Source organism: Streptomyces solitudinis (genome assembly GCF_036323765.1).
GTDB lineage: Bacteria > Actinomycetota > Actinomycetes > Streptomycetales > Streptomycetaceae > Streptomyces.
In genome coordinates this window covers 81160-105518 of sequence record NZ_JAZDCW010000003.1, presented here as the reverse complement: position 1 = coordinate 105518, position 24359 = coordinate 81160, and the positions used below count along the sequence as shown (strand labels likewise).

Below are 24359 nucleotides of genomic sequence, written 5' to 3'. Positions count from 1 at the left end.
TGTGTTCATGGGCTTTATGGGCGCCTGTCCCGTAGGACCCGGTCCCCGAGCGTGACGTGATGTCGGACGAGGAGCCCCTGCGCGATGAGTGACGAGCCGAGAAGCGGCGAAGGCGCGACGGACGCGGACGCGTCCGATGCCTCCGGCGGCGAGCGGGAGCGGCCCGCCCGCACCGGGTGGCGGCGGATGGTGCCCACCTGGCGGATGCTGGTCGGCGGCTTCCTGCTCTGCGTCCTGCTGGTGTCCGGCGCCCTGGTGATCGGCTACCTGGTGGTGCCGATCCCCGAGCCCAACGCGAACGCCACCCGGCAGAGCAACGTCTACCTCTACGCCGACGGCACGCAGATCGCCAAGGACGGCGACGTCAACCGTGAGATCGTGCCGCTGTCCCGGGTGCCGGAGGAGACGCAGCGGGCGGTGCTCGCCGCCGAGGACCGCGACTTCTACGACGGTTCGGCCGTCGACCCCGCGGCCATGGCGCGGGCCGCCTGGAACATGCTGCGGGGCGAGGGCAAGCAGTCCGGCTCGACCATCACCCAGCAGTACGTGAAGAACTACTACCTCTCGCAGGAGCGGACCCTCACCCGCAAGGCGGAGGAGTTCTTCATCGCCATGAAGCTGGACCGGGAGGTCAGCAAGAACGACATCCTGGAGGGCTACCTCAACACCAGCTACTTCGGCCGCAACGCCTACGGCATCCAGGCCGCCGCCCACGCGTACTACGGCAAGGACGTGGACGACCTCACCACGCCCGAGGGCGCCTACCTCGCGGCGCTGGTCAACTCCCCCAGCACCTACGACGTCGTCGCCAACCCCGAGAACACCGAACGCGCCATCGCCCGGTGGGACTACGTGCTGGACGGCATGGTCAAGGAGGACTGGCTCGACGCGGCGCAGCGGGCGGAGATGGAGTTCCCCGTGCCGCAGGAGGTCCGGCCGCCGATGTCCCAGGCCGGGCAGCGCGGCTACCTGGTGGAGGCCGTGCGCGACTACCTGACCTCGCACGACATCGTGGACGAGGCCCGGCTGAACGGCGGCGGGCTGCGCATCCACACCACCATCGACCGGAAGAAGCAGCAGGAGCTGGTCAAGGCCGTCGAGGAACAGCTGTACTCGCAGCTCAGCGACGAGCGCGAGGTCGACCGGTACGTGCGCGCGGGCGCCACGTCGATCGCACCGGACACCGGCCGGGTCGTGGCGATGTACGGCGGCGTCGGCTACACCGAGCAGTACTTCAACAACGCCACCCGCGCCGACTACCAGGCCGCCTCCACCTTCAAGCCGTTCGTCTACGCGGCGGCGCTGGCGAACGACGCGACGACGCAGGGCGGCCAGCCCATCGGTCCGGACACCGTCTACGACGGGACGAGCAAGCGCGCCGTCGTCAGCAACGGCGAGCCCACGGACTTCAAGCCGCAGAACGAGAGCGACAAGGACTACGGGGACCTCCCGGTCAGCGAGGCCATGGACAAGTCCGTGAACGCCGTGTTCGCCCAGATGGGTGTGGACGTCGGTCCGGAGAAGGTGAAGCAGACGCTGGTCAAGGCGGGCATCCCGGAGAACACCGGATCGCTGGCGGAGGCCGGTCCGTCCATCGCCCTGGGCACCGCGACGCCGAGCACGCTGGACGTGGCCCAGGCGTACGCCACGCTCGCCGCGCACGGCGAGCGCACCGACTACCGGCTCGTGGAGAAGATCACCCGCGGTGACGAGGAGATCCCGGTGCCGGGCCCCACCTCGGAGCAGGCCATCCCGCGCGGGGCGGCCGACGCGACGACGGCCGTGCTGCGCGGCGTGGTCGAGGGCGGCACCGGGACGGCCGCCCAGTCCGCCGGGCGGCCGGCGGCGGGCAAGACCGGCACCGCCGAGAACGACCGCGCCGCCTGGTTCGCGGGCTACACCCCGGAGCTGGTCACCGTCGTCGCCGTCATGGGCCAGGACCCGGACTCCGGCGCCCACAAGGCGCTGTACGGGGCGGCCGGACTGGAGAAGATGAGCGGCGGCGGCATCCCGGCGCGGATCTGGGGCCAGTACACGGCCGCCGCGCTGAAGGGTGAGCCGGTGCGGGACTTCGACCTGGCGGCGAAGACCCCGAAGCCGGCGCCGTCCGCCACCTCCGACCCGGGCTCCGGCTCCTCCGGCGCCTCCGGCGCCCCGCAGGAGCCGGAGGGTGACGGGGCCGAGCCGGAGCCGACCGGGCCGAAGCCGACCGAGGTGGGCGCCAGCGACGGCGGCAGCGGCGACGACGGGGCGAACCGCGACCGGGAGCCGACGAGCGGCGGCACCGGGGGCGGCGGCTCCACGGACGGCTCCACCGACGGCTCCGGCGGCGCGGACGGCGGCTCCACCGGCGGCACCGGTGGCTCCAGTGGCTCCAGTGGCTCCGACGGCGGTGCCGCCACGGGCGGCACGGGCGGCGGGGACGGCGGTGACACCGAGCCGCCCGGCGACGGCCAGACGGACGAGCCCGGCAGCGGGGGCGGAAACGGCAACGGGAACACCGGTGGGAACGGCAACAGCGGCAACGGCAACGGCGGCGCCCAGGGTTCCGGCTCCCCCGCCGACCGGTGACCGGTGACCGCGCCGGTCAGTGCCCCGACGTGACCTTGAGCCCGACGATCGCCACCAGCAGCAGGGCGATGAAGAAGATGCGCGCCGCCGTCGCCGGTTCGTTCAGGATCACCATGCCGAGCACCGCGGCCCCCGCCGCGCCGATGCCGACCCACACCCCGTAGGCCGTCCCGATCGGCAGCGTCTTGGCGGCCTGCGCCAGCAGCACCATGCTCGCCGCGAAGCCGAGGACGGTGAACACGCTCGGCCACAGCCGCGTGAAGCCCTCGGTGTACTTCAGCCCGACCGCCCAGCCGATCTCCAGCAGACCGGCGAGAACGAGCAGCACCCATGCCATGACATCACCTCACGCGAAGGAAACCACCGAACAGGTGCGTCGTCTTTGCGGTTGGCCCGGTACGGCGCGTCTCGTCGGGCGGGAGGGGCGGACGGGCGGGCACGGCGGCCCCCGCGGCTACAGGTAGAGCCCCGTGGAGTCCTCGGAGCCCGCCAGCCGCTCGGCGGCCACGGCGTGCAGGTCGCGTTCGCGCATCAGCACGTAGGCCACGCCCCGCACCTCCACCTCGGCGCGCTCCTCGGGGTCGTACAGCACGCGGTCGCCCGGCTCGACCGTCCGCACGTTCTGGCCGACCGCGACGACCTCCGCCCACGCCAGCCGCCGTCCCACCGCCGCTGTCGCCGGGATCACGATGCCGCCGGAGGAGCGGCGCTCCCCCTCGGGGATGTCGGTACGGACCAGCACCCGGTCGTGCAGCATCCGGATGGGCAGCTTGTCGTCGGTCGTATGCGAACTCACGGGCACGACGGTATCCCAGACCCCGGCGCCCGTCCGGCGGACCCCGGCCGCCGGACGGGCACGGGGGCACCGGACGGGCGCCGGGGGCGGCCCTGGCGGCTCAGGAGCTGCGGCGCCTCGCCGTCACGAACAGGCCCGCGACGGCGACGGTGACGAGCGCGAGGGGCACGATGCGTTCCATGCGCGGGGCGCCGTCCTCCGTCACGAGCTGGGCGCGGGCCGAGGTGACCGTCCGGTTCACCGCCACGTACGCGCGGCCCGCCGTGCGGTCCAGCGCGGCGGCGGTGCGCGCCTTGGCGTCGTCCGCGATGGTCTTCGGGTGCACCCGCACGGCGATCTCGTCCAGGGTCGCGGCGAGCTGTCCCCGTCGGTGCTTGATGTCCGCTTCGATCTCAGCGGGGGTCCTGGCTTCGGGCACCGCAGCTCCTCCGTCGTCGTCGTACCGGTCGTACGCGTCGTGCGTGTCGTCCCTGCTGGACAGTCTGTCAGTCCACCCCCGGCCGCGCCCGTCACACCCCCGTTCGTGGCGCTGGATACCCTCGGGGATATCCGTCACCACAAGGAGAGCATCCTCATGAGCGAGCGCCTGAAGCCCGGCGACACCGCCCCCGCCTTCACCCTTCCGGACGCCGACGGGCGGCAGATCGCCCTCGCCGACTACGCGGGCCGCAAGGTGATCGTCTACTTCTACCCCGCGGCGCTTACCCCGGGCTGCACGAAGCAGGCGTGCGACTTCACCGACAACCTCCGGCTCCTCGCGGACGCGGGCTACGACGTCGTCGGCGTCTCGCCCGACAAGCCGGAGAAGCTGGCGAAGTTCCGCGAGCAGGAGAACCTGAAGGTCACCCTCGTCGGGGACCCGGCCAAGGAGACGCTGACCGCCTACGGCGCGTTCGGCGAGAAGCAGATGTACGGCAGGACGGTCACCGGCGTGATCCGCTCCACGATCGTCGTCGCCGAGGACGGCACGGTCGAACGCGCGCTCTACAACGTCCGCGCCACCGGCCATGTCGCCAAGCTGCTGAAGGATCTGAGCCTCACCGCGGGCTGACTCCCGTTACGATGACTGCCGGCACGCGGCCGTGATGGAACTGGCAGTCATGCTGGGTTTAGGTCCCAGTGGGTTCACACCCGTGTGGGTTCGAATCCCACCGGCCGCACGACGCGGGCCCGGCCGGCGCGGCCGGGCCCTTCGCATGGCGCGCCCCCAGGTCACCCCAGCAGTTCGCGGAGCACGGGGGCCAGCGCGCGGAAGGCCTGCCCCCGGTGGCTGATGGCGTTCTTCTCCGCCGGGCTCAGCTCCGCGCAGGTGCGGTCCTCCCCGTCGGGCTGGAGCACCGGGTCGTAGCCGAAGCCGCCGTCGCCCGCCGGGGTGTGGCGCAGGGTGCCGCGCAGACGGCCCTCCACCACGCGCTCGGTGCCGTCGGGCAGGGCGAGGGCCGCCGCGCAGGCGAAGTGCGCGCCCCGGTGCGCGTCGCCGATGTCGGCGAGCTGGGCGAGGAGCAGGTCGAGATTGGCCTGATCGTCACCGTGCCGTCCGGCCCAGCGGGCGGAGAAGATGCCGGGGGCACCGCCGAGGACGTCCACGCACAGCCCGGAGTCGTCGGCGACGGCGGGCAGCCCGGTGGCGCGGGCCAGGGCGTGCGCCTTGAGCAGGGCGTTCTCGGCGAAGGTGACGCCCGTCTCCTTGACGTCGGGGACGTCGGGGAAGGCGTCGGCGCCGGTCAGCTCCACGTCGAGCCCGGCCGCGCCGAGGATGGCGCGCAGCTCGGTGACCTTGTGGGCGTTGCGGGTGGCGAGGATCAGGCGTGAGGTGCGGGGCATCGTTCCGGTTCGCTCAGTTCGGGGTGCAGACGTTGGTCAGCTTGTCGGCGGCGGACACGGCCCCGCTGACGTCGGGGACCTCGCCGTTGTCTAGGGACTGGCGGATCTCGTCCACGGAGGTGCGCAGGTCGGTGACGGCGCCGCTGACGTCGCTGTCCCCGGTGTTCTCGTCGATCTTGTCGAGGTTCGCGTCGATGCGGTCGAGCGCCTCGCGCGCCTCGGCCGGGTTCTCGGCGGCACCGGAGACGGCGGTCTGGAGGTCGTTCACGCTCTCGGCGACGACCACGGCGGTGTTGGCGCAGTCGAGGGCCTTCTCGATGGCCCCGCACCCGAGGAGGGCGGTGGCCGCGAGGGTGGTGGCTGCTGCGGTGAACAGGAGGCGACGCACGTCGGGTTCCTCATTCCGTGTCCGGTGCCGGGCGGTCGCCGCGGGGCGTTCCACCGGGGCGCGGCAAGGGGGCTGGCCGGGCCGCACGCCGCCAAGCGTACGGCCCGTACCGGCTAGGACGTCCGCGGGGCCGCGGAGGTTGCCGCGCGGCGGAGGTTGCCGGACGGCGGCCCTCCCGCGCGGCGGGGGCGCCGGACGGGTCCGGCTCACCGGCCGCCGAGCGCCTGGCGCTGGGCACCGTCGAGCTGCGCGCAGCCGGTGACGCCGAGGCCGAGGAGCGCGTCCAGCTCCGCGCGGTCGAACGGCGCGCCCTCGGCGGTGCCCTGCACCTCCACGAAGCGGCCGTCGCCGGTGCAGACGACGTTCATGTCGGTCTCGGCGCGCACGTCCTCCTCGTAGCAGAGGTCGGCGAGGGGGACGCCGCCGACGATGCCGACGCTGACGGCGGCGACGGTCCCGGTGAGCGGCTGGGCCTTGGCCTTGACGAGCTTGCGCTCGTGGCAGAAGGCGACGGCGTCGGCCAGTGCGACGTAGGCGCCGGTGATCGCGGCCGTGCGGGTGCCGCCGTCGGCCTGGAGGACGTCGCAGTCGAGCACGATCGTGTTCTCGCCCAGGGCCTTGAAGTCCACCACCGAGCGCAGCGAGCGGCCGATGAGGCGGGAGATCTCGTGGGTGCGCCCGCCGATCTTGCCGCGCACGGACTCGCGGTCGCCGCGGGTGTTGGTGGCGCGCGGCAGCATCGCGTACTCGGCGGTGACCCAGCCCTCGCCGCTGCCGCGGCGCCAGCGCGGTACGCCCTCGGTGACGCTGGCGGTGCAGAGCACCTTCGTGTCGCCGAAGGACACGAGGACGGAGCCCTCGGCGTGTTTGCTCCAGTTCCGCTCAATGGTGACGGGACGGAGCTGCTCGGCTGTGCGGCCGTCGATTCGAGACATGGGGGCGAGCCTAGTAGCAAAAGCGGAAGGCCCGTTCCGAGGGGGACGGGCCTTCGGCCACGGGGCGCCGCGGGGCGCCCCGGCTCACATCATGTCTTCGATCTCGCCGGCGATCGGGTCCGCGTCGGTGCCGATGACGACCTGGATGGCGGTGCCCATCTTCACCACGCCGTGCGCGCCGGCGGCCTTGAGCGCGGCCTCGTCCACGAGGGAGGGGTCGTTGACCTCGGTGCGCAGCCGCGTGATGCAGCCCTCGACCTCTTCGATGTTGTCGAGCCCACCGAGCCCGGCGACGATCTTCTCAGCCTTGCTGGCCATACGGATTCTCCTGGTGTCTCGGGCCGCCAGCGGTCAGATTGCCACATTAGCCCACGGTTGGCCCATGCTCGCGCGCGAAAGCGCCGGATGTGCCGAAAGATGACGATCACCGGCCCGGCACCGCGGGCCGTGCCGACCCGTCGCCCGTGAGCTGGTCTACACCAGCACACGCCCCCAGGCCAAACCGGGAGAGCGCCGATGAGTTCCGACGCCGCCGCCCCGCAGGGTACGCCGCAGCGCAAACCGCGCCGCACCCTGCGGCAGGCGACCCTCCAGTCGCTCCAGAAGCTCGGCCGCAGCCTCCAGCTCCCGGTCGCGGCGCTGCCCGCCGCCGGTCTGATCCTGCGGCTCGGCCAGCCCGACGTGCTCGGCGAGGAGGGGCTCGGCTGGGACCGGCTGGCGGCGGTCTTCAGCGGGGCGGGCGGCGGCATCATCGACAACATCGCCATCCTGTTCTGCGTCGGCGTGGCGATCGGCTTCGCCCGGCGGGCCGACGGCTCGACCGCCTTCGCGGCGGTCGTCGCGTACCTGGTGTTCACCTCCACCCTGGAGAGCGCCTTCACCAGCGACGTCACCGGCGAACCGGTGAACCCCGGGGTCCTGGGCGGTGTGGTGCTCGGCATCATCACGGCGAAGGTCTGGGAGCGCTACCACCGCACCCGGCTGCCGGACTGGCTCGGCTTCTTCTCCGGGCGCCGCTTCATCCCCGTACTCATGTCCTTCATCGCCCTGGTCCTCGCCGTCGTCTTCGGCTACGGCTGGGCGCCCATCGGCAACGGGCTCGACAGCGCCGCCGAGGGGCTGTCCGGGCTCGGCGCCTGGGGCTCGGGCATCTTCGGCGTCCTGAACCGGCTGCTCATCCCGTTCGGGATGCACATGCTGATCAACACGTTCGCCTGGTACCAGTTCGGCTCCTACACCGACGAGGACGGCGAGGAGGTCAACGGCGACTTCTTCCGCTTCCTGGCGGGCGACCCCGAGGCCGGGATGTTCATGACCGGCTTCTACCCGATCATGATGTTCGCCCTGCCCGCCGCCTGCCTGGCCATCGCGCACTGCGCCCGCCCCGAGCGCCGCAAGGCCGTCACCGGCATGATGGTCTCCCTCGCCCTGACCTCGTTCGTCACCGGCGTGACCGAGCCCATCGAGTTCTCGTTCGTCTACCTCGCCCCGGTGCTGTACGGCATCCACGCCCTGCTGACGGGCGTGTCCATGGCCCTGACCTGGGCGCTGGGCATCCGCGAGGGATTCACCTTCTCGGCCGGCCTCTTCGACTACGTCCTCAACTACGGACAGGCGACGAAGCCGTGGCTGATCATCCCCATCGGCCTCGGCTTCGCGGTGGTGTACTACGTGCTGTTCCGCCTGGTCATCACGAAGTTCGACCTCAAGACGCCGGGCCGGGAGTCCGACGAGGAGATCGCCGCGATGGAGGCGGAGAACCTCAAGTAGCCCGCGCCGCGCCAACTCCCGCACCGCCCCCGCGACATGGCGGGACCGGACGGTGGCGTAAGGTCGGGGGCGCCGCGAGCCGCGGCGGAGACCGTCCGCTTCGAGGGCTTTCGTCCGCTGTGTCCGGTTATGCCGGTGATCGCGCTCTCGCGGGTTCCTCTTCCGGCTCCTACCGTGTTACAACAGGTCTAAACCACTGGGTGGTGTAGACCGCCTCGGCGTGCCGTCACCCAGTTCGAAGACGCCGCCGTCTTCCCCCTTCCCCTTCGGCGGCGCCTTGTGCCCCCTTGGAGGAAGTTCGGATGTCCACGGCTAGCGAGGCCCCCGCGGCCGAAAAGAAGATGGGTGCGCGCGTGATGGCCGTCATGCAGCGCATCGGCCGCAGCCTCATGCTGCCGGTCGCGGTGCTGCCCGCCGCAGCGCTCCTCGTCCGGCTCGGCAACGACGACATGCTCGGCCGTGAGTCCTTCCCGGCGTTCCTGACCACCATCGCCGGGTTCATGGCCGCGGGCGGTGACGCCATCCTCAGCAACATGGCGCTGCTGTTCGCCGTCGGCATCGCCATCGGCTTCGCCAAGAAGTCGGACGGCTCGACCGCGCTCGCCGCCGTGGCCGGTTACCTGGTGTTCCAGAAGGTGCTCGGCACCTTCACCGACGGCAACCTGCCCAAGGTCGCCACCGTCGTCGACGACAAGATCGTCTACGTGGAGGCGCCGGTCAACGCCGGCGTGCTCGGCGGTGTCGTCATGGGCATCGTCGTGGCCCTGCTCTACCAGCGCTTCTACCGCACCAAGCTCCCCGACTGGGCGGGCTTCTTCGGCGGCCGCCGCCTGGTGCCGATCCTGTCGGCCTTCGCCGGGCTCGTCATCGGCATCCTGTTCGGCTACATCTGGCCCGTCCTCGGCACGGGGCTGCACAACTTCGGCGAGTGGCTCGTCGGCTCCGGCGCCGTCGGCGCGGGCATCTTCGGCGTCGCCAACCGGGCGCTCATCCCGGTCGGCATGCACCACCTGCTGAACTCCTTCCCGTGGTTCCAGGCCGGTTCCTACGAGGGCAAGAGCGGCGACATCGCCCGCTTCCTCGCCGGTGACCCGACGGCCGGCCAGTTCATGACCGGCTTCTTCCCGATCATGATGTTCGCCCTGCCCGCCGCCTGCCTGGCCATCACGCACTGCGCCCGCCCCGAGCGCCGCAAGGTCGTCGGCGGCATGATGTTCTCGCTCGCCCTGACCTCGTTCGTCACCGGCGTCACCGAGCCCATCGAGTTCACCTTCATGTTCATCGCGCCGGTCCTCTACGCGATCCACGCGGTGCTGACCGGTGTCTCCATGGCGCTGACCTGGGCGCTCGGCATGAAGGACGGCTTCGGGTTCTCCGCCGGCGCGGTCGACTACTTCCTCAACCTGGGGATCGCGACGAACCCCTTCGGGCTCGCCCTGGTCGGCCTGTGCTTCGCCGCCGTCTACTACGTGGTCTTCCGGTTCGCCATCACGAAGTTCAACCTCCCCACGCCGGGCCGCGAGTCCGACGAGGAGCTGGCCGAACTCCAGAAGGCCGAGGCCAAGTAACCCGGGCCGCGCCCTCCGCGACGCGCCGGGGCCCCGCCGTCACCGCGACGGCGGGGCCCCGGCGCGTCCGCGGCGCACCGCCGGGACCCCGCCGGTGCGGGAACGCCCGGCCGCGGGTCAGAACTCGTAGACGGCGCCGGGCCGGGCCAGCTCGGCCGGGCCGTCGAAGGCGGCCTTCGCGTCACGCAGGTTGACCTGCGCGTCCGTCCACGGCGGGACGTGGGTGAGGACGAGCCGGGACGCGCCCGCCTCCTGCGCGCACTCCCCGGCCTCGCGGCCGTTGAGGTGCAGGTCGGGCACGTCCTCCTTGCCGTGCGTGAAGGACGCCTCGCACAGGAACAGGTCCGCGTCGCGGGCCAGGTCCGTGAGGGCGGAGCACTGCCCGGTGTCACCCGAGTAGGTGAGGACGGAGCCGCCCTGCTCGATGCGGAAGCCGTACGCCTCGACGGGGTGCGCCACCTCCTCCGCGCGGATGCGGAAGGGGCCCAGCTCGAAATCCGCGCCGGAGACCAGATCACGGAAGCCGAAGACCTCGCGCATCGAGGAGTCCGACGGCGTGTCCGCGTACGCCGTCGTCAGCCGCTCCTCGGTGCCCCGCGGCCCGTGGACGGGCAGCGGAGCGCACCGCCCGCCCTCGAAGCGGTAGTACCGGGCCACGAAGTAGGCGCACATGTCGATGCAGTGGTCGGCGTGCAGGTGGCTCAGCACGATCGCGTCCAGGTCGTACAGGCCGCAGTGGCGCTGCAACTCGCCCAGGGCGCCGTTGCCCATGTCGAGCAGCAGACGGTAGCCGTCGGCCTCGACGAGGTAACTCGAACAGGCCGAGTCCGCGGACGGGAACGAGCCCGAGCAGCCGACGACGGTGAGCTTCATAGGGGCGGGAACCTCCGTGCGGCCCGGTGGGAGGGGTCCTCCGAGCGTAAGGGCCGTCCGCACGGGTGGCTGCTCCGGACCGCCGCGGTGTGGGCGGAATCACCAGCGCGGGGGACGGCCCAGAACGGGTGCCCCCGGAAGGACGCGGCACGGTCACGTCCCGGACACCGCTGAGGGACCCGGCCCCACGAGGCCGGGTCCCTCAGCGGCGGGACGGGCCGCGGCGGCGGCCCGGTGCCGGTGCGCTACGCCCAGAGCTGGCCGTGCAGACGGGCCACGGCCTCCTCGGTGGACGCGGCGGTGTAGATGCCGGTCGAGAGGTACTTCCAGCCGCCGTCCGCGACGACGAAGACGATGTCCGCGGACTCCCCCGCGCGCAGCGCCTTGCGCCCGACGCCGATGGCCGCGTGCAGCGCGGCGCCCGTGGAGACTCCCGCGAAGATGCCCTCCTCGGCGAGCAGCTCGCGGGTGCGGGTGACCGCGTCCTCGGAGCCGACGGAGAACCGCGTGGTGAGGACGGACGCGTCGTACAGCTCGGGCACGAAGCCCTCGTCCAGGTTGCGCAGGCCGTACACCAGGTCGTCGTAGCGGGGCTCCGCGGCGACGATCTGGATGCCGGGACGGTGCTCGCGCAGGTACCGGCCCGCCCCCATGAGGGTGCCGGTGGTGCCGAGCCCGGCGACGAAGTGGGTGACGGACGGCAGGTCGGCCAGGATCTCCGGGCCCGTGGTGGCGTAGTGGGCGCCCGCGTTGTCCGGGTTGCCGTACTGGTAGAGCATCACCCACTCGGGGTGCTCGGCCGCCAGCTCCTTGGCCACCCGCACGGCGGTGTTGGAACCGCCCGCGGCGGGCGAGGAGATGATCTCGGCGCCCCACATCGCCAGGAGCTGGCGCCGTTCCTCGCTGGTGTTCTCCGGCATGACGCACACGATCCGGTAGCCCTTGAGCTTCGCGGCCATCGCCAGCGAGATGCCGGTGTTCCCCGAGGTGGGCTCCAGGATGGTGCAGCCGGGGGTGAGCCGGCCGTCCTTCTCGGCCTGCTCGATCATGAACAGCGCCGGGCGGTCCTTGATGGAGCCGGTGGGGTTGCGGTCCTCCAGCTTCGCCCAGATCCGCACGTCCTCGGCCGGGGAGAGCCGCGGCAGCCGGACCAGGGGCGTGTTGCCCACCGCGGCCAGCGGGGAGTCGTGGCGCATCAGCGCATGCCCCCGGCGACGGCGGGGAGGATGGTGACGCTGTCCCCGTCGCCGAGCTTGGTGTTGATGCCGTCGAGGAAGCGCACGTCCTCGTCGTTGAGGTAGACGTTCACGAAGCGGCGCAGCTCGCCGTCGTCCACCAGGCGCTCACGGATGCCGTTGTGCCGGGACTCCAGGTCCGCGAACAGCTCGGCCAGCGTGCCGCCGTTGCCCTCGACGGCCTTCTGGCCGTCGGTGTAGGTGCGGAGGATGGTCGGGATGCGGACCTCGATGGCCATGGGTGTGCTCCTGGGGGTGTGGAAGACGGGTGCGCGAGGGCAGGCGTGCGGGAGGTGCGGCGTCGGTCCCGGTGGGGACGGACGGCTCAACACATGGCGCTGGAGAGGCGGCACAGGTCGACGTGCAGGCGCGCGACGAGCATGCTGCCCGGGGCCTCGGCGTTCACGTCGTGGATAACCATGGGCTCATCGTAACGATTCCCGGTCCCCGAATCGGACGGGTGTTTCATGATGCGGACGACTCCGTCTCACATCGGCGCGGAGGCGTAGGCGTCGACGATCCGGACCTCCTCCTCGGTCACCGTGCCGTCCACGATGCGGAACGACCGGAAGGACACGGGGCCTTCGCCGTTGCCGCACTCGGCGGTGGAGACGAGCACGTAGTGGGCGCCCGGTTCGTTCGCGTAGGAGATGTCGGTGCGCGAGGGGTACGCCTCGGTCGCGGTGTGGGAGTGGTAGATGACGGCGGGCTCCTCGTCCCGGTCGTCCATCTCCCGGTAGAGCTTGAGCAGGTCGGTGGAGTCGAACTCGTAGAACGTCGGCGAGCGGGCGGCGTTCAGCATCGGGACGAACCGCTCGGGGCGGCCCTGGCCCTCCGGCCCGGCCACGACGCCGCACGCCTCGTCGGGGTGGTCCGCGCGGGCGTGGGCCACGATCTGGTCGTACAGCGCTCGGGTGATGGTCAGCATGGCGGACAGGATAAGCGGCGTGCCCCGGCCCGCACCGTGGCGGTGCGGGCCGGGGCACGCGGGCCGTGCGGCCCGGCGGGCCGGGCGCGGGCCGGGCCGGCGGCCGGACGGGGCTCGCCCGCCCCTCCCGGCCGCGGCCGGGAGGGCGCGTCACTTGCTCAGGACGGCGCTCTCCTCGGCGGCCTCGGCGGCCTCGATCTCCTCCTCCGAGTCGCCGGCGTCGCGGCGGCGGACGTAGTTGAGGACCTTGCGCAGCTCCTTCTTGACCACCGGCGCCAGCAGGTAGAGGCCGATGATGTTGAACAGCGCCGCCAGGAACACCGTGGAGTCCGACAGGCTGACCAGGGTGCCCAGGCTCAGCAGGGTGCCGGCCACGATGATCACGCTGAACAGGATCTTGTAGACCAGGTCGCCGGTCTTGCTGTGGCCGAACAGGTAGCCCCAGCACTTGAGGCCGTAGTAGCCCCAGGTGATGACCGTGGAGAAGGCGAACAGGACCACTGCGACGGTCAGCACCGCCGGGAACCAGGGCAGCGCGGTGTCGAAGGCGTCCGAGGTGATCGAGATGCCCGCGCTGGTGCTGGTGTCGATGCTCTCGCCGCTCATGGCGGCGTCCCGGGTCTCCTGGTAGCGGGGACCGCCCGCGATGACGATGGTCAGGGCGGTCATCGTGCAGATGACGACGGTGTCGATGAACGGCTCCATCATCGCCACGAGACCCTCGGTGGCGGGCCGCTTGGTCTTCACCGCGGAGTGCGCGATGGGGGCCGAGCCGATACCGGCCTCATTGGAGAACGCGGCACGCTGGAAACCGACGATCAGCGCGCCGAGCAGGCCGCCGGCGACGCCCTGCGGGTTGAACGCCTCGCTGAAGATCGTGCCGAGCGCGTCCGGCACGGCGGTGATGTTGAAGGTGATGACCAGCAGACAGGCGATGACGTAGACGATCGCCATCGTCGGCACCAGGCGGCTGGTGACGGCGCCGATGGACCGCATGCCACCGATCAGCACGAGGGCGACGAGCGCCGCGACCAGCAGGCCGTAGAAGATCGCGCCGCCGCTGGTGGCGAAGAGGCTGTCGTCACCACCGGTGACCGAGACGATCTGCTCCAGGGACTGGTTGATCTGGAAGAGGTTGCCGCCGAAGAAGGTGAAGAACAGCAGCATGAGCGCGGAGAGGACGGCGAGCACCTTGCCCAGGGTGGGCAGGCCCATCTCGGCGAGGCCCTTGCGCAGGTAGAGCATCGGTCCGCCGTTGACGGAGCCGTCGGCGTTGAATTCCCGGTATTTCACACCGAGCGTGCACTCGACGAACTTCGTCGCCATGCCCAGGAGGCCGCACAGGACCATCCAGAAGGTGGCGCCGGGGCCGCCGATGGAGATCGCGATGGCGACACCGGCGATGTTGCCGAGTCCGACCGTTCCGGAGACGGCCGAGGTCAGCGCCTGGAAGTGGTTGACCTCGCCGGGGGCGTCCTTCTGGTCGTACTTTCCGCGCACCAGGCGGTAGGCGACCGGAATGTGCTTGAGCTGCGCGAAGCCGAAGTAGCCGGTGAAGACCAGACCGGCGACGACGAGCCAGCCGACGATCAGTGGGAAGTCTGTGCCGTTGATGTTGACGCTGTAGAAGACGATGTCGCCCAGAAAGTTGGCGACCGGCTCGACAAAGCCGTTGATGGCTTCGTCGACCGATTCGGTCCAGGACGTTTCGCTGGTTGCCATGAATGACCTCTGGCTAAATGCAGCTGCGGTATAGGGGACGCCGGCGGTTGCCGGTGGTGCGATCGGACTGGTGAACGTCTTTGTCCTGCGGGCCCTGCGCGATCTACGCCGATGTGTTCGCCCAGCCGTCAGCTCGGCGTAAATATCGGATTGGCCGTTCCTACCACGGAGGGCGACCGCCTACATGTGACAGGCATCACACGTTCGCATTACGGTCGAGTCACGGGGCGACATAAGCGGACGGGTGGTGCATCTGACCCGCTGAGAACACAGGTGCATGCCGATTATCGGTCATTACCGATTACCGTACGCACCGGTAATGGAGCACACCGCTCCCGCCGGGAAAAGAATTGGAGATTCCGCTTCCACTCCCCGCACCGGGGAAAGGGGGCGGCCCTTCCGGCGCTCCGGGCAGCGGCGTCCCGTCAGGGCAGCAGCGTCTCGACCAGGGTCTCCTGGAGGCCCCCCAGCCACAGGTAGGCCATGACCAGCGGCTTGCGCGCATCGTGGTCCGGCAGCGCGTACAGGCCGCCCGCCTCGTCCTCGTCGCCGATCTCCAGCCGCGCCGCGAGCGTCAGCCGCAGGTCGTTGAGGGCTCCGAGCCAGCGCCGGGAGTCCTCGGGCGCCAGGGTGAGGACGGCGGCGTCCGCGCCGCCCGGCTGGAGGCTGTCCAGGGCGTGCACGACGGCCAGCCCGTCCTGCCGCTTGCGGGCGCGCAGTTCGGTCTCGGTGAAGCGGCGGAACTCGGCGCCGTACTCCCGGGCGGTCCGGTCGGCGCGCTCTCCGGGACCGGTGTAGGCGTCCGGGAAGAGCCGGGCCAGCGCGGGATCGCTCGGCGGCTCGGTGGGCCCGTCGGTGAACAGCTCGGCCAGCGGGTCCGCGTCGGCGGAGGGCGTCTCCCCCGGGCCGATCAGCTCCAGGAGCTGGACGGTGAGACTGCGCAGGATGGACACCTCCACCTCGTCCAGGGCGATGGCGGCGCCGCCGGGCACACTCGCGGAGGGTTCGAACCGGCCGGCCATCAGCGCTCCTGCTGGAGGGTCGCCCACAGGCCGTAGCCGTGCATCGCCTGCACGTCGCGCTCCATCTCCTCGCGGGAGCCGCTGGAGACGATCGCGCGGCCCTTGTGGTGGACGTCGAGCATCAGTGCGTTCGCCTTGTCCTTGGAGTAGCCGAAGTACGCCTGGAACACGTACGTCACGTAGCTCATCAGGTTGACGGGGTCGTTGTGCACGACCGTCACCCAGGGGACGTCCGGCTCGGGCACCGCCTCGGCAGCCTCGTCCGCCTCGGTCCGTTCGATCTCCAGGGGTACGGTCACGGTTCCATGCTGCCACCGCCCCCCGGGCGGTGTGCAAACACCTCCCGCCACCGGGGTCACGCGCACCCGCACGGACGCGTCCGGACCGGCCTCCTCCGCATATCGTCACAGTGACGAGATGTGGGGTAGCATCGCCGCATGGACGTTGCTGGAGAGCTGGGTCTGCCGGTCGCCGTGCCCTCGACGGCGCTGTTCACCGACCAGTACGAGCTGACGATGGTGCAGGCGGCGCTGCGCGGAGGCACCGCGCACCGTCGCTCGGTGTTCGAGGTCTTCACCCGCCGCCTGCCCGAGGGCCGCCGCTACGGCGTGGTCGCCGGCACCGGCCGGGTGCTCGACGCGGTGGAGAACTTCCGCTTCGAACCCGCCGTGCTCGACTTCCTGCGCGAGCGGCGCATCGTGGACGAGCCCACCCTGCGCTGGCTGGCCGGCTACCGCTTCCGCGGGGACATCAGCGGCTACCCCGAGGGCGAGGTGTACTTCCCCGGCTCGCCCCTCCTGCGGGTCGAGGGCACCTTCGCGGAGTGCGTGCTGCTGGAGACGGTGATCCTGTCCATCCTCAACCACGACTCGGCGGTGGCCGCCGCGGCGTCCCGGATGGCCGTCGCCGCCGGGGACCGGCCGCTCGTGGAGATGGGCGCCCGCCGCACGCACGAGCTGTCGGCGGTGGCCGCGGCGCGGGCCGCCTACGTCGGGGGCTTCACCTCCACCTCCGACCTCGCCGCCGGATTCCGCTACGGCATCCCCACCGTGGGCACGAGCGCGCACTCCTTCACGCTGCTGCACGACACCGAACGGGACGCGTTCACCGCCCAGGTCGACTCGATGGGCTCCGGCACGACGCTGCTGGTGGACACCTACGACGTCACCGAGGCCGTGCGCACGGCCGTCGAGGTCGCGGGGCCCGGCCTCGGCGCGGTGCGCATCGACTCCGGTGACCTGCTGCTGCTCGCCCACCGCGTGCGCCGGCAACTGGACGAGCTGGGCGCCCGCGACACCCGCGTCATCGTCACCAGCGACCTGGACGAGTACGCCATCGCCTCGCTGGCCGTGGCGCCGGTGGACGCCTACGGCGTCGGCACCCGCCTGGTGACCGGCAGCGGCCACCCGACAGCCTCGATGGTCTACAAGCTGGTGGCCCGCGCCGACAGCGACGACCCGGCGGCCCCGCTGCGTCCCGTGGCGAAGAAGTCCATGGGCGGCAAGCTGTCCGTCGGCGGCGCGAAGTGGGCGGCCCGGCGGCCGGGCCCGGACGGGCTCGCCGAGGCGGAGGTGATCGGCACCGGGCCGGTGCCCGACGGGCTGGCGGACCGGGAACTGACCGTGGAGCTGGTGCGCGGCGGCGAGGTCGTCGGCCGCGAACCCCTGCACGTCCCGCGCGAGCGGCACCGCAGGGCCCGCGCCGGGCTGCCGCTGTCGGCCACCCAGCTCTCGGCCGGCGACCCCGTCCTGGAGACGGTGTACGCCGACCGCTGACCCCGTGCCGCGCCGTGCCCTCCCGGAACGGTTCCGGGCGCTCTAGGCTCGAAGCCACCGGCAGGCACCGGCTCCCCACTCACCTCCCCAGCCGAAGGGTGTGCATCATGCACCGGGCACTGATCGTCGTCGACGTGCAGAACGACTTCTGCGAGGGCGGCAGCCTCGCCGTGCCGGGCGGCTCCGAGGTCGCCGCAGCCATCACCGACCTGGTCGGCGACGCGACGGCCGGCTACCGGCACGTCGTGGCCACCCGGGACCACCACATCGACCCCGGCGACCACTTCTCCGAGCGTCCCGACTTCACGCACTCCTGGCCCCGGCACTGCGTCGCGGGCACCGAGGGCGTGGGCTTCCACCCGAACTTCGCCCCCGCCATCGCCTCCGGCGCGGTGGAGGCCGTGTTCGACAAGGGCGCCCACGCCGCCGCGTACAGCGGCTTCGAGGGCGCGGACGAGAACGGCGTCCCGCTGACGGACTGGCTGCGCGCCCGCGAGGTGACGGAGGTGGACGTCGTCGGCATCGCGACCGACCACTGCGTGCGCGCGACCGCGCTGGACGCGGCGGCGGAGGGCTTCCGCACCCGCGTCCTGCTCGGCCTCACCGCAGCCGTCGCCCCCGCCACCACGGAAGCGGCACTCGGCCAGCTCCGCACCGCCGGAGTGAGCCTCACCGGCCACCCCGTCTGAGCCCGGCCCGCCCCAGCCCGCCCGCCTGAGCCGCCCGCCGGGCGGCGTCCGGCCGGGTCAGGTGACGGCCGCGTGCGGCGGCGGGGGGCGCAGGAGGGCGGCGATGGGCCGCCACAGGTGCCACTCCGCGGCCGGAGCCGGGCGCCACAGCAGCCCGTCGGGGTGGTGCAGCACCGCCGTCACCTCGTCCGGCGTGGGCGGGGCGGCGTTGCCCCGCAGGTAGACCGCGCGCAGCCCGAGGTTCCGGAGCCTGGTCAGGGCACGGGCCCGGTTCGCCGCGCGGACCAGGACCCGGACGGGTCCGCGTTCGCCGCCGTGCGGCCCCGGCAGCCAGAGCGCCACGACGACGCTCCCGTCGGGCTGCCGTGTGTATCCGCCGCCTGCGCCCATGGCCGGCTCCCCGTTCGGTCGTGTCCTGCGGTCACCGCATTCCTATAGCCGAACGGCCGCCGCCCGCTAGGGGGCGACGGCCGTTCACGCGGTGACCTGGAGTGAAACCGCTCCGTATCCGGGGCGGTCACGCTCGGGCGCGGTTCACCACCACTTCGAGGTACCCACCGTGATCTTCATCGTCTTGCCGTTCGGCGGCTCGCTGACGATGGTGATGCGGGTGTTGGTGTCGGGCACCTTCACACCGCCGGTCGGGTTCGACTCGTACCAGTAGGTGCCGAGGCGGTCGTCGAAGAACGGCTTGGGCAGATTGCCGCTGATCTTCGTCGGCTCCCCCATCTGGTGCAGGGTGAAGCCCCGGCTCGGGTACCAGCTGAACGGCGAGTCGTACGCCTGGATGCGGTTGCGCATCAGCGAACCGTCCGACCACTTCTCGGGCTTGGCGTGCGCGTCGACCGGCAGGACGAGGCCCTCACCGGGGTGGACGCCGACGTTGTTGTCGAGCTGCGAGGTGTCCCACAGCCACACCAGCATGCCGTTCTGGTACGGGAAGTGCTCCACCCAGTCCGGACGCGTGGCGGTGTCGCCGAAGTTGTACGGACCCGTCTTCAGCGTCTTGTCGTAACCCGTGTACTGCCGGTTCTCGACGATGTAGTACTGCGGGTACGTCTTGGTGAAGGACTCGCCGATGCGCTCGAAGCCCTCGGCCGTCCAGCCCGCGTCGCCGTCCTCGGCACCGTCCTGGAGGACGGTCTCGCCGTCGGCGGTGATGGTGATCTCGTCGGCCGCGAAGCCCATCTCGGCCACGCCGCCGTCCGTGCGGTAGTGGAACCGCAGGTCCACCTGCTGGCCCGCGTAGGCGCTCAGGTCGTAGGACAGGTCCACGTAGCCGCCGGAGGCGCCGTCCAGCGCCGGGGTGCCGCTGCCGTCACGGGAGATCGGCTCGCCGTCGGCGGTGCCGTCCAGCGCGTTCCAGGTCGCGCCGCCGTCGGTGGAGACCTGCGTGTACAGGTAGTCGTACCCGGCCTCGATCTCCCACCAGCCCTTGAGGTCGAGCGAGGCGGTCGAGGCGCCGGTCAGGTCCACGGAGCGGGTCAGGGAGTTGCGCAGGTCGTCGCCGCTGGCGCTCCACCACTGCATCTCACCGGCGGCCGGCTTGACGACCGTCGTGGTGAGTTCCTTGTCCGGCAGCTCGACGATGACCGCCTGCTTGCCCTTGCGCTTCTTGTTGCTGCCGGGCTCGTCGCCCTGCGGCGCGAGGGTGTGCATCGACCGGGACGCGGCCTTCGCCGTGTCGTAGTCGAGCCAGCCCAGCATCAGCTTGTCCCAGGCCGTCATCTCGCCGGCCCAGTCGCCGATGGCGTCCTCGCCCTTGCCGAGCCAGGAGCCGGAGGACATCAGCGACCAGTAGGCGACGGAGGACTCTCCGGTGCCGGAGGTGTCGTAGAGGTCCGGCAGGCCGAGGTCGTGGGCGTACTCGTGGGCGAAGACGCCCAGGCCGCCGTTCTCGGGCTGGACGGTGTAGTCACCGACCCAGATGCCGGTGTCACCGATCTCGGTGCCGCCCGCCTTGTTGAACTCCGGGCCCGACTTGCCGTAGTCGGTGCCGTAGGCGTACCAGCGGTGCGCCCAGATGGCGTCGGTGCCCTGCGCGCCGCCGCCGGCGGACTCGTCCTCACCGGCGTGCACGAACTGGAAGTGGTCCAGGTAGCCGTCGGGCTCGTTGAAGTCGCCGTCACCGTCGTGGTCGTAGCGGTCCCACACGTCGTACTCGGCGAGCCGCTCGCGGATCTGCTCGGTGGTCTGCCCGGCGGCCTTCTGGTCCTCGGTCCACTGGTTGACGCCGTCGCGGACGGCGTCCCACACGGTGTTGCAGACGTTGGAGCCGCAGGCGTTGTTGCCGTAGCGGGCCTCGTTGTAGTCGACCTTGACCCAGTCGGAGACCTCGCCGTCGACGGTGTACTTGCCGGACGACTGGGTCTCGAAGTAGGTCTTCACCGAGTTCGCACCGTCGCCGAAGTAGACGTCGGTGAAGTGCTCCCGGTCGAAGTCCTCCATCCACAGCGTGGTGTTGTCCTTGCTGCGGTCGGGCTCGGCGATCTGGTTGTGCAGCGGGCCGGGCGTGCCGCCGAACCGCGGGTCCACCTGGTCGCCGAACTCCAGGAGGATGGTGAAGATCTTGTCGGTCTTCACCTGCTCCATCTCGACGTACTTCTTGTGGCCCAGCTTCATGACCTTGGAGCCGTTCCTCGCCTGCGGCTTCTCGCCGGAGGCCAGCTTCTGCATCGCAGCCTGGCGCTGCGCGTTCTGCTGGTGGGTCAGCGGACCCTCAAGGTCGTGCTCGACGTGCTCGGCGGCGGGCGGCTGCGACTGCGGATGGGGCAGTTCGTCCTGGGGCTCCTGCGCGTGCGCCGCGGTGGCGGGCAGCAGCGCGGCTGCTCCCATGGCGGCGACGGCGGTGGCCAGTGCCGCGGTCTTCGATCTTATGGACCGACGGTGTGGTGTGGTCACGGGTGTGATGTCCTCCCCTGCAAGCGCGGTGACTTGACGGGAGGAATTCGACCCGAGGGACCGGAGAAAAGACAGTCCTTGTTTTATACACGTCAATCGAGTAGGTTGCGCTCCTGCTCGTGGCCCGGCCGTCGCGGAGCGTTCGCCGACGCGGCCCGCCGTTCACCCGGCGGTGCTTGACACCGTCCCGGTCACGTGACTCCGTGCGCCCCCCGTGCAACGGCGCCGTGGGTAAGGTCACGCTTGCCGCCCGTCCCCCAGGGGCATCTCGCATCGTAGAGTCGTCCGACGGTACGCGACATGACCGATCGGCCTCCGCCGCTGACCTCCCGAGGACGGATTCCGCCATGCCGCGTCCGAGTCCCGCCCAGATCCTCTACGGCTTCGCCACCGTCCTGCTGACGGCCGTCGTCCTGCTCCTGCTCACCCGGACGGAGTCCGGCACCGGTGCCGTCCTCATCGCGAGCAGCGCGCTCGTGCTGGGCCTCGCGGTGGCGGTGCTCACGGCACCGGCCAGGGAGCGGGCGCCGGGCACCGGGCAGGACGCCGCGCTGCCGGAACCCGGACCGGCCACCGCCGAACCGCGCGTGCCGCAGGCGACGTTCCGCCGCTGAGCCGCGCGTCCGGCTCCCCACCGGGCCGGGTCACGCCTCGACGACGACCGTCTTGACCGCCTTGTCGTGCAGGCACTGCTGGTAGGGGCGGTCCCACGTGCACCAGACCACGTTGACGAGCCAGAACAGCGAGCCGAGGCACGGGATAACGGCCGGCAGGTTGTAGACGGCGGCGCGGAACCACCCCGGGTTGCCCTCGGGCACCGCGCCGTCGTCCAGCAGGCCCACCCGGATGCGCAGCGCCATCTTGCCGAGGGTCTGGCCACGGGTGGTCAGCATCCAGCCCTCGTACAGGAAGTACACCGCCGTGTAGATCAGGGACAGCGCGAAGTCGCGGCTGTCGTAGGCGTTCTCGTCGGTGCTCGCGCCCACCTGATACGCCCACGTCCCGAAGAGCAGCCCGCCGATCAGGAAGACCGGGACGCCCACCACGAAGGCGTCCACGATCCGGGCCAGCAGCCGCTTGCCGCGGGACGCGAGCGGCGGCATCCCCGCCAGCGGATCGGGCGGGCCGTACACGTCGCCGTACGCACCGGGCCCGGAGCCGTACGCCTCCCCGCCACCGTACCCGTACCCGTGACCACCGCCGGCGCCCGGGGGCGGCGGGGCGGACGGCGGCGGCTTGCGGAACGGGTCGTCCCCCGGCGGCTCCCCGCCGGGCTGCGGCTGGTCGGTGCTCATGGCCCGAGTGGACCGCGCACCCGTACCGCCCGCATCCCGCACGACCCGTACGGGGGACGGTGCGCCGTGCTGCGGCGTCAGCCCGGGCGCAGGGCGCCCCGAGCGCGGCGGGCGACGAAGGTGCGGGCCGCCTTGTCGTGCCAGCACTGCCGCCACGGGCGGTCCCACAGGCACCAGGCGGCGTTCAGCACGCCGAGCACCGCCAGCGACAGCACCCCGTGGAGCAGCCAGCGCACGCACGCGGCGCCGAAGCCGGGTGTCGTCTGCTCCTCCAGGCGCAGGACCTCCACGCCCAGCAGCTTCTTGCCGAGCGTACGGCCCCAGCGCGCCGTGGGCACGGCCTCGTAGAGCAGACCGAACAGCAGGAAGGTGCCGATGACGAGCGCGAGGTAGCCGCCGGTGGTGCCGTCGACGAGCCAGACCTCCCGCGTCACCCCCGCCTGTTCGGCGGCGTCCACCTTGGCCCGGACGTGGTCGGCGGCCCGCGGCAGCAGCGGCGCCGCGACGGCACCGGCCACGGCGGCCTGCACCAGGGTGTCGATCAGCCGGGCGGTGAACCGGCGGCCGAGCCCGGCGGGGCGGGCCTGGTGCTGCGCGGACTGGAGGAAGGGGTCGCTGACCGGGGGCTTCCACGGCGCGACCGGGGCGGAACCGGCGGCCGGGCGGCCGGACGCGGGCTCCGGCACGGCGCCGGCCGGGCCGCGCGGCGTCCCGGCCGGCGCCTGCCGGGCCAGCTCCTGCACCTGCTGGGCCCAGCCGCCGGACGGCTCCGGCTGCGGCTCCCGGCCGGGCGGCAGGGCACCGGAGCGGGCCGGGCGCAGGGCGTACGTCTCGTCCCGGACGGCGGGGGCCGACGCGGGGGCGGGGCCCGGGGAGTCCGGGGACGGCTGCTGCCAGCCGCCGCGCGGATCGGCGAAGCCGGGGGCGGCGGGGGCGGCTCCCCACGCGACGCGGTTCCCGGCGGCGCCGAATCCGGACTGCCGGGCGGCGTCGGCCTGCCACGCGGCGGGCTCGCCGTCCGGCCGGGGGGACGCGGCGTCCGGCACGGGGTCCGGCGCCGCGGCGGCGCGGGACGCGGGCACGTCCCCGGCGGCAGCGGCCCGCGCGGCGGGTTCCGGCCCGGCGGGCGGCTCCGGAGCGGGCGGGGGCGGGACGGGCGCCGGGGCGGGCGCAGGCGCGGGCGGGACGGGCGCAGGCGGCGACGGGGCGGGCGGCGCGGGCGGCGGGGCGCCCGGGGGCGGTCCGGGAGCGGGCTCGCCCGCGCGGGGTTCGGGGCGGCTGGTGCCCGGCATCCAGGCGGCACCGTCCCAGTAGCGGACATAGCCCGGGATGGAGGGGTCCGGGTAATAGCCTGCGGGGGTGCTGCCGTTGGCGGATGCCGAGGGAGGCGCGCTCATGTCCGGTCCCGAATCTGCTAGGCCGACGTGGGTCGTGGGTGTGCTCGTCCACATCTACCAGAGTCCGGCGGCGGGCCGCCGGGGCAGCGGCGGACCCCACCGCTTCGGGCCGGAAAACGTGACCCGTGCCCCGCGCAACCTCTGACGTGATCGGGGAAGTCGCGTAATGATGCGCCGGCCGCCCGCTCTCATCCGGTGCAGCCGCACAGCCCCAGCACCCGAGGAAGGGCAGCCACCATGCACACCTCAGTCGAACGCGAGCTGGAACTGACGCTGGTGCTCTCCCCCGAGCACAGCGTCCCGGTACCCGCCCGGCTCGTCTACCGCGCCGACGACCCCTACGCCGTCCACGTCACCTTCCACATCGGCTCGTCCGGGCCCGTCCACTGGACGTTCGCCAGAGAACTGCTCGTGGAGGGCGCCCGGCGGTCCTGCGGCGAGGGCGACGTGCGGGTGTGGCCGGTCCGCCGGGCGGGCGGCGGCGCCCTGCGCCTGGCGCTCAGCTCCCCGGAGGGCGAGGCGCTGCTGGAGGCCCCGGCCGGGCCGGTGGCCGCGTGGGTGGAGCGCACGCTGCGGCTCGTCCCGCCGGGCCGCGAGTCCGCGGAACTGGAGCTGGACGCGGCGCTGGGCGCGCTGTTCAGCGAGGAGCCGGGCGCCTGACGGGGCGGCG

At 72.1% G+C, this 24359-nt stretch carries 27 protein-coding genes and 1 tRNA gene; 9 read left to right on the top strand and 19 right to left on the bottom strand.

The features are described 5' to 3' along the window. Positions 1 to 84: 84 nt before the first annotated feature. Positions 85 to 2571: a transglycosylase domain-containing protein gene (locus tag V1J52_RS08020; RefSeq protein WP_330138951.1), complete on the top strand. Its 2487-nt coding sequence runs from the start codon at positions 85 to 87 to the stop codon at positions 2569 to 2571. Between the two features lie 16 nt (positions 2572 to 2587). Here V1J52_RS08020 and sugE read toward each other — a convergent pair whose 3' ends face one another. The 3 genes from sugE to V1J52_RS08005 form a co-directional block, all read right to left on the bottom strand. After that, positions 2588 to 2908 carry a quaternary ammonium compound efflux SMR transporter SugE gene (gene sugE / locus V1J52_RS08015; RefSeq protein ID WP_330138950.1) on the bottom strand — a complete coding sequence of 107 codons (321 nt, stop codon included), beginning with the start codon at positions 2906 to 2908 and terminating at the stop codon, positions 2588 to 2590. Between the two features lie 117 nt (positions 2909 to 3025). Next, positions 3026 to 3328, bottom strand: a complete 303-nt coding sequence (locus V1J52_RS08010) for a GroES family chaperonin (RefSeq protein WP_330139535.1) — start codon at positions 3326 to 3328, stop codon at positions 3026 to 3028. 139 nt (positions 3329 to 3467) lie between these two features. Further along, complete coding sequence (locus V1J52_RS08005) at positions 3468 to 3785, bottom strand: DUF3618 domain-containing protein (RefSeq protein ID WP_330138949.1); 318 nt, start codon at positions 3783 to 3785, stop codon at positions 3468 to 3470. 156 nt (positions 3786 to 3941) lie between these two features. Between V1J52_RS08005 and bcp the strand changes: the two genes are divergently transcribed. Further along, positions 3942 to 4418, top strand: coding sequence for a thioredoxin-dependent thiol peroxidase (gene bcp / locus V1J52_RS08000; protein WP_330138948.1), 477 nt, complete (start codon positions 3942 to 3944; stop codon positions 4416 to 4418). Between the two features lie 25 nt (positions 4419 to 4443). Further along, positions 4444 to 4527 (top strand) — tRNA-Leu (locus tag V1J52_RS07995). Positions 4528 to 4579: 52 nt separating this feature from the next. Here V1J52_RS07995 and rdgB read toward each other — a convergent pair. The 4 genes from rdgB to V1J52_RS07975 form a co-directional block, all read right to left on the bottom strand. Next, the gene (rdgB, locus tag V1J52_RS07990; RefSeq protein WP_330138947.1) at positions 4580 to 5191 is read right to left on the bottom strand and encodes an RdgB/HAM1 family non-canonical purine NTP pyrophosphatase; all 612 of its coding nucleotides are present in this window, start codon (positions 5189 to 5191) and stop codon (positions 4580 to 4582) included. A gap of 13 nt (positions 5192 to 5204) precedes the next feature. Next, on the bottom strand, positions 5205 to 5579 hold the full coding sequence (locus tag V1J52_RS07985) for a hypothetical protein (RefSeq protein ID WP_330138946.1): 375 nt from the start codon (positions 5577 to 5579) through the stop codon (positions 5205 to 5207). Positions 5580 to 5785: 206 nt separating this feature from the next. Then, positions 5786 to 6514, bottom strand: coding sequence for a ribonuclease PH (gene rph / locus V1J52_RS07980; RefSeq protein WP_330138945.1), 729 nt, complete (start codon positions 6512 to 6514; stop codon positions 5786 to 5788). Between the two features lie 84 nt (positions 6515 to 6598). Next, positions 6599 to 6832, bottom strand: a complete 234-nt coding sequence (locus V1J52_RS07975; RefSeq protein WP_166631116.1) for a PTS sugar transporter subunit IIB — start codon at positions 6830 to 6832, stop codon at positions 6599 to 6601. Between the two features lie 198 nt (positions 6833 to 7030). Here V1J52_RS07975 and V1J52_RS07970 point away from each other — a divergent pair, with 198 nt between their 5' ends. Further along, the gene (locus tag V1J52_RS07970; protein ID WP_330138944.1) at positions 7031 to 8284 is read left to right on the top strand and encodes a PTS transporter subunit EIIC; all 1254 of its coding nucleotides are present in this window, start codon (positions 7031 to 7033) and stop codon (positions 8282 to 8284) included. Between the two features lie 302 nt (positions 8285 to 8586). Then, positions 8587 to 9852: a PTS transporter subunit EIIC gene (locus tag V1J52_RS07965; RefSeq protein WP_330138943.1), complete on the top strand. Its 1266-nt coding sequence runs from the start codon at positions 8587 to 8589 to the stop codon at positions 9850 to 9852. A 117-nt stretch (positions 9853 to 9969) separates the two neighbouring features. On the opposite strand, the gene V1J52_RS07960 is transcribed toward V1J52_RS07965, so the two are convergent. From V1J52_RS07960 to clpS, 8 genes are all read right to left on the bottom strand, one after another. Further along, positions 9970 to 10725 (bottom strand): MBL fold metallo-hydrolase, encoded by a 756-nt coding sequence (locus V1J52_RS07960; protein WP_330138942.1) that lies wholly within the window; start codon positions 10723 to 10725, stop codon positions 9970 to 9972. Positions 10726 to 10970: 245 nt separating this feature from the next. Beyond that, on the bottom strand, positions 10971 to 11921 hold the full coding sequence (locus V1J52_RS07955) for a PLP-dependent cysteine synthase family protein (RefSeq protein WP_330138941.1): 951 nt from the start codon (positions 11919 to 11921) through the stop codon (positions 10971 to 10973). Further along, positions 11921 to 12199 carry a MoaD/ThiS family protein gene (locus V1J52_RS07950; protein WP_330138940.1) on the bottom strand — a complete coding sequence of 93 codons (279 nt, stop codon included), beginning with the start codon at positions 12197 to 12199 and terminating at the stop codon, positions 11921 to 11923. The genes V1J52_RS07955 and V1J52_RS07950 overlap by 1 nt, the downstream gene beginning before the upstream one ends. 86 nt (positions 12200 to 12285) lie before the next feature. After that, positions 12286 to 12381, bottom strand: coding sequence for a putative leader peptide (locus tag V1J52_RS07945; protein WP_330138939.1), 96 nt, complete (start codon positions 12379 to 12381; stop codon positions 12286 to 12288). Positions 12382 to 12447: 66 nt separating this feature from the next. Further along, complete coding sequence (locus V1J52_RS07940; protein WP_330138938.1) at positions 12448 to 12888, bottom strand: M67 family metallopeptidase; 441 nt, start codon at positions 12886 to 12888, stop codon at positions 12448 to 12450. Between the two features lie 150 nt (positions 12889 to 13038). After that, complete coding sequence (locus V1J52_RS07935) at positions 13039 to 14610, bottom strand: alanine/glycine:cation symporter family protein (protein WP_330138937.1); 1572 nt, start codon at positions 14608 to 14610, stop codon at positions 13039 to 13041. 425 nt (positions 14611 to 15035) lie between these two features. Then, the gene (locus V1J52_RS07930) at positions 15036 to 15632 is read right to left on the bottom strand and encodes a DUF2017 domain-containing protein (RefSeq protein ID WP_330138936.1); all 597 of its coding nucleotides are present in this window, start codon (positions 15630 to 15632) and stop codon (positions 15036 to 15038) included. Next, complete coding sequence (clpS, locus tag V1J52_RS07925; protein WP_330138935.1) at positions 15632 to 15931, bottom strand: ATP-dependent Clp protease adapter ClpS; 300 nt, start codon at positions 15929 to 15931, stop codon at positions 15632 to 15634. The genes V1J52_RS07930 and clpS overlap by 1 nt, the downstream gene beginning before the upstream one ends. Before the next feature lie 138 nt (positions 15932 to 16069). Here clpS and V1J52_RS07920 point away from each other — a divergent pair, with 138 nt between their 5' ends. Further along, positions 16070 to 17407 (top strand): nicotinate phosphoribosyltransferase, encoded by a 1338-nt coding sequence (locus V1J52_RS07920; protein WP_330138934.1) that lies wholly within the window; start codon positions 16070 to 16072, stop codon positions 17405 to 17407. A 107-nt stretch (positions 17408 to 17514) separates the two neighbouring features. Further along, positions 17515 to 18096 (top strand): isochorismatase family protein, encoded by a 582-nt coding sequence (locus V1J52_RS07915; protein WP_330138933.1) that lies wholly within the window; start codon positions 17515 to 17517, stop codon positions 18094 to 18096. Positions 18097 to 18153: 57 nt separating this feature from the next. Here V1J52_RS07915 and V1J52_RS07910 read toward each other — a convergent pair whose 3' ends face one another. Then, positions 18154 to 18486 (bottom strand): hypothetical protein, encoded by a 333-nt coding sequence (locus V1J52_RS07910; protein WP_330138932.1) that lies wholly within the window; start codon positions 18484 to 18486, stop codon positions 18154 to 18156. Positions 18487 to 18630: 144 nt separating this feature from the next. Further along, complete coding sequence (locus V1J52_RS07905; protein ID WP_330139534.1) at positions 18631 to 20931, bottom strand: immune inhibitor A domain-containing protein; 2301 nt, start codon at positions 20929 to 20931, stop codon at positions 18631 to 18633. 413 nt (positions 20932 to 21344) lie between these two features. On the opposite strand from V1J52_RS07905, the gene V1J52_RS07900 reads away from it, so the two are divergent. Beyond that, positions 21345 to 21611, top strand: a complete 267-nt coding sequence (locus tag V1J52_RS07900; RefSeq protein WP_330138931.1) for a hypothetical protein — start codon at positions 21345 to 21347, stop codon at positions 21609 to 21611. Positions 21612 to 21641: 30 nt separating this feature from the next. Here V1J52_RS07900 and V1J52_RS07895 read toward each other — a convergent pair whose 3' ends face one another. Then, the gene (locus V1J52_RS07895; RefSeq protein WP_330138930.1) at positions 21642 to 22292 is read right to left on the bottom strand and encodes an RDD family protein; all 651 of its coding nucleotides are present in this window, start codon (positions 22290 to 22292) and stop codon (positions 21642 to 21644) included. A gap of 77 nt (positions 22293 to 22369) precedes the next feature. Beyond that, positions 22370 to 23689, bottom strand: coding sequence for an RDD family protein (locus tag V1J52_RS07890; RefSeq protein ID WP_330138929.1), 1320 nt, complete (start codon positions 23687 to 23689; stop codon positions 22370 to 22372). Positions 23690 to 23926: 237 nt separating this feature from the next. On the opposite strand from V1J52_RS07890, the gene V1J52_RS07885 reads away from it, so the two are divergent. Further along, a complete protein-coding gene (locus V1J52_RS07885; RefSeq protein ID WP_330138928.1) occupies positions 23927 to 24349 on the top strand; it encodes an SsgA family sporulation/cell division regulator in 423 nt (140 codons plus the stop codon). The last annotated feature ends 10 nt before the right edge of the window (positions 24350 to 24359 follow it).

Coding starts and splice junctions, on each gene's coding strand:
- V1J52_RS08020 (WP_330138951.1), top strand. CDS start 85: ATGAGTGACGAGCCGAGAAGCGGCGAAGGCGCGACGGACGCGGACGCG.
- sugE (WP_330138950.1), bottom strand. CDS start 2,908: ATGGCATGGGTGCTGCTCGTTCTCGCCGGTCTGCTGGAGATCGGCTGG.
- V1J52_RS08010 (WP_330139535.1), bottom strand. CDS start 3,328: ATGCTGCACGACCGGGTGCTGGTCCGTACCGACATCCCCGAGGGGGAG.
- bcp (WP_330138948.1), top strand. CDS start 3,942: ATGAGCGAGCGCCTGAAGCCCGGCGACACCGCCCCCGCCTTCACCCTT.
- rdgB (WP_330138947.1), bottom strand. CDS start 5,191: ATGCCCCGCACCTCACGCCTGATCCTCGCCACCCGCAACGCCCACAAG.
- rph (WP_330138945.1), bottom strand. CDS start 6,514: ATGTCTCGAATCGACGGCCGCACAGCCGAGCAGCTCCGTCCCGTCACC.
- V1J52_RS07975 (WP_166631116.1), bottom strand. CDS start 6,832: ATGGCCAGCAAGGCTGAGAAGATCGTCGCCGGGCTCGGTGGGCTCGAC.
- V1J52_RS07970 (WP_330138944.1), top strand. CDS start 7,031: ATGAGTTCCGACGCCGCCGCCCCGCAGGGTACGCCGCAGCGCAAACCG.
- V1J52_RS07965 (WP_330138943.1), top strand. CDS start 8,587: ATGTCCACGGCTAGCGAGGCCCCCGCGGCCGAAAAGAAGATGGGTGCG.
- V1J52_RS07960 (WP_330138942.1), bottom strand. CDS start 10,725: ATGAAGCTCACCGTCGTCGGCTGCTCGGGCTCGTTCCCGTCCGCGGAC.
- V1J52_RS07955 (WP_330138941.1), bottom strand. CDS start 11,921: ATGCGCCACGACTCCCCGCTGGCCGCGGTGGGCAACACGCCCCTGGTC.
- V1J52_RS07950 (WP_330138940.1), bottom strand. CDS start 12,199: ATGGCCATCGAGGTCCGCATCCCGACCATCCTCCGCACCTACACCGAC.
- V1J52_RS07945 (WP_330138939.1), bottom strand. CDS start 12,381: ATGGTTATCCACGACGTGAACGCCGAGGCCCCGGGCAGCATGCTCGTC.
- V1J52_RS07940 (WP_330138938.1), bottom strand. CDS start 12,888: ATGCTGACCATCACCCGAGCGCTGTACGACCAGATCGTGGCCCACGCC.
- V1J52_RS07935 (WP_330138937.1), bottom strand. CDS start 14,610: ATGGCAACCAGCGAAACGTCCTGGACCGAATCGGTCGACGAAGCCATC.
- V1J52_RS07930 (WP_330138936.1), bottom strand. CDS start 15,632: ATGGCCGGCCGGTTCGAACCCTCCGCGAGTGTGCCCGGCGGCGCCGCC.
- V1J52_RS07920 (WP_330138934.1), top strand. CDS start 16,070: ATGGACGTTGCTGGAGAGCTGGGTCTGCCGGTCGCCGTGCCCTCGACG.
- V1J52_RS07915 (WP_330138933.1), top strand. CDS start 17,515: ATGCACCGGGCACTGATCGTCGTCGACGTGCAGAACGACTTCTGCGAG.
- V1J52_RS07910 (WP_330138932.1), bottom strand. CDS start 18,486: ATGGGCGCAGGCGGCGGATACACACGGCAGCCCGACGGGAGCGTCGTC.
- V1J52_RS07905 (WP_330139534.1), bottom strand. CDS start 20,931: ATGGGAGCAGCCGCGCTGCTGCCCGCCACCGCGGCGCACGCGCAGGAG.
- V1J52_RS07900 (WP_330138931.1), top strand. CDS start 21,345: ATGCCGCGTCCGAGTCCCGCCCAGATCCTCTACGGCTTCGCCACCGTC.
- V1J52_RS07895 (WP_330138930.1), bottom strand. CDS start 22,292: ATGAGCACCGACCAGCCGCAGCCCGGCGGGGAGCCGCCGGGGGACGAC.
- V1J52_RS07890 (WP_330138929.1), bottom strand. CDS start 23,689: ATGAGCGCGCCTCCCTCGGCATCCGCCAACGGCAGCACCCCCGCAGGC.
- V1J52_RS07885 (WP_330138928.1), top strand. CDS start 23,927: ATGCACACCTCAGTCGAACGCGAGCTGGAACTGACGCTGGTGCTCTCC.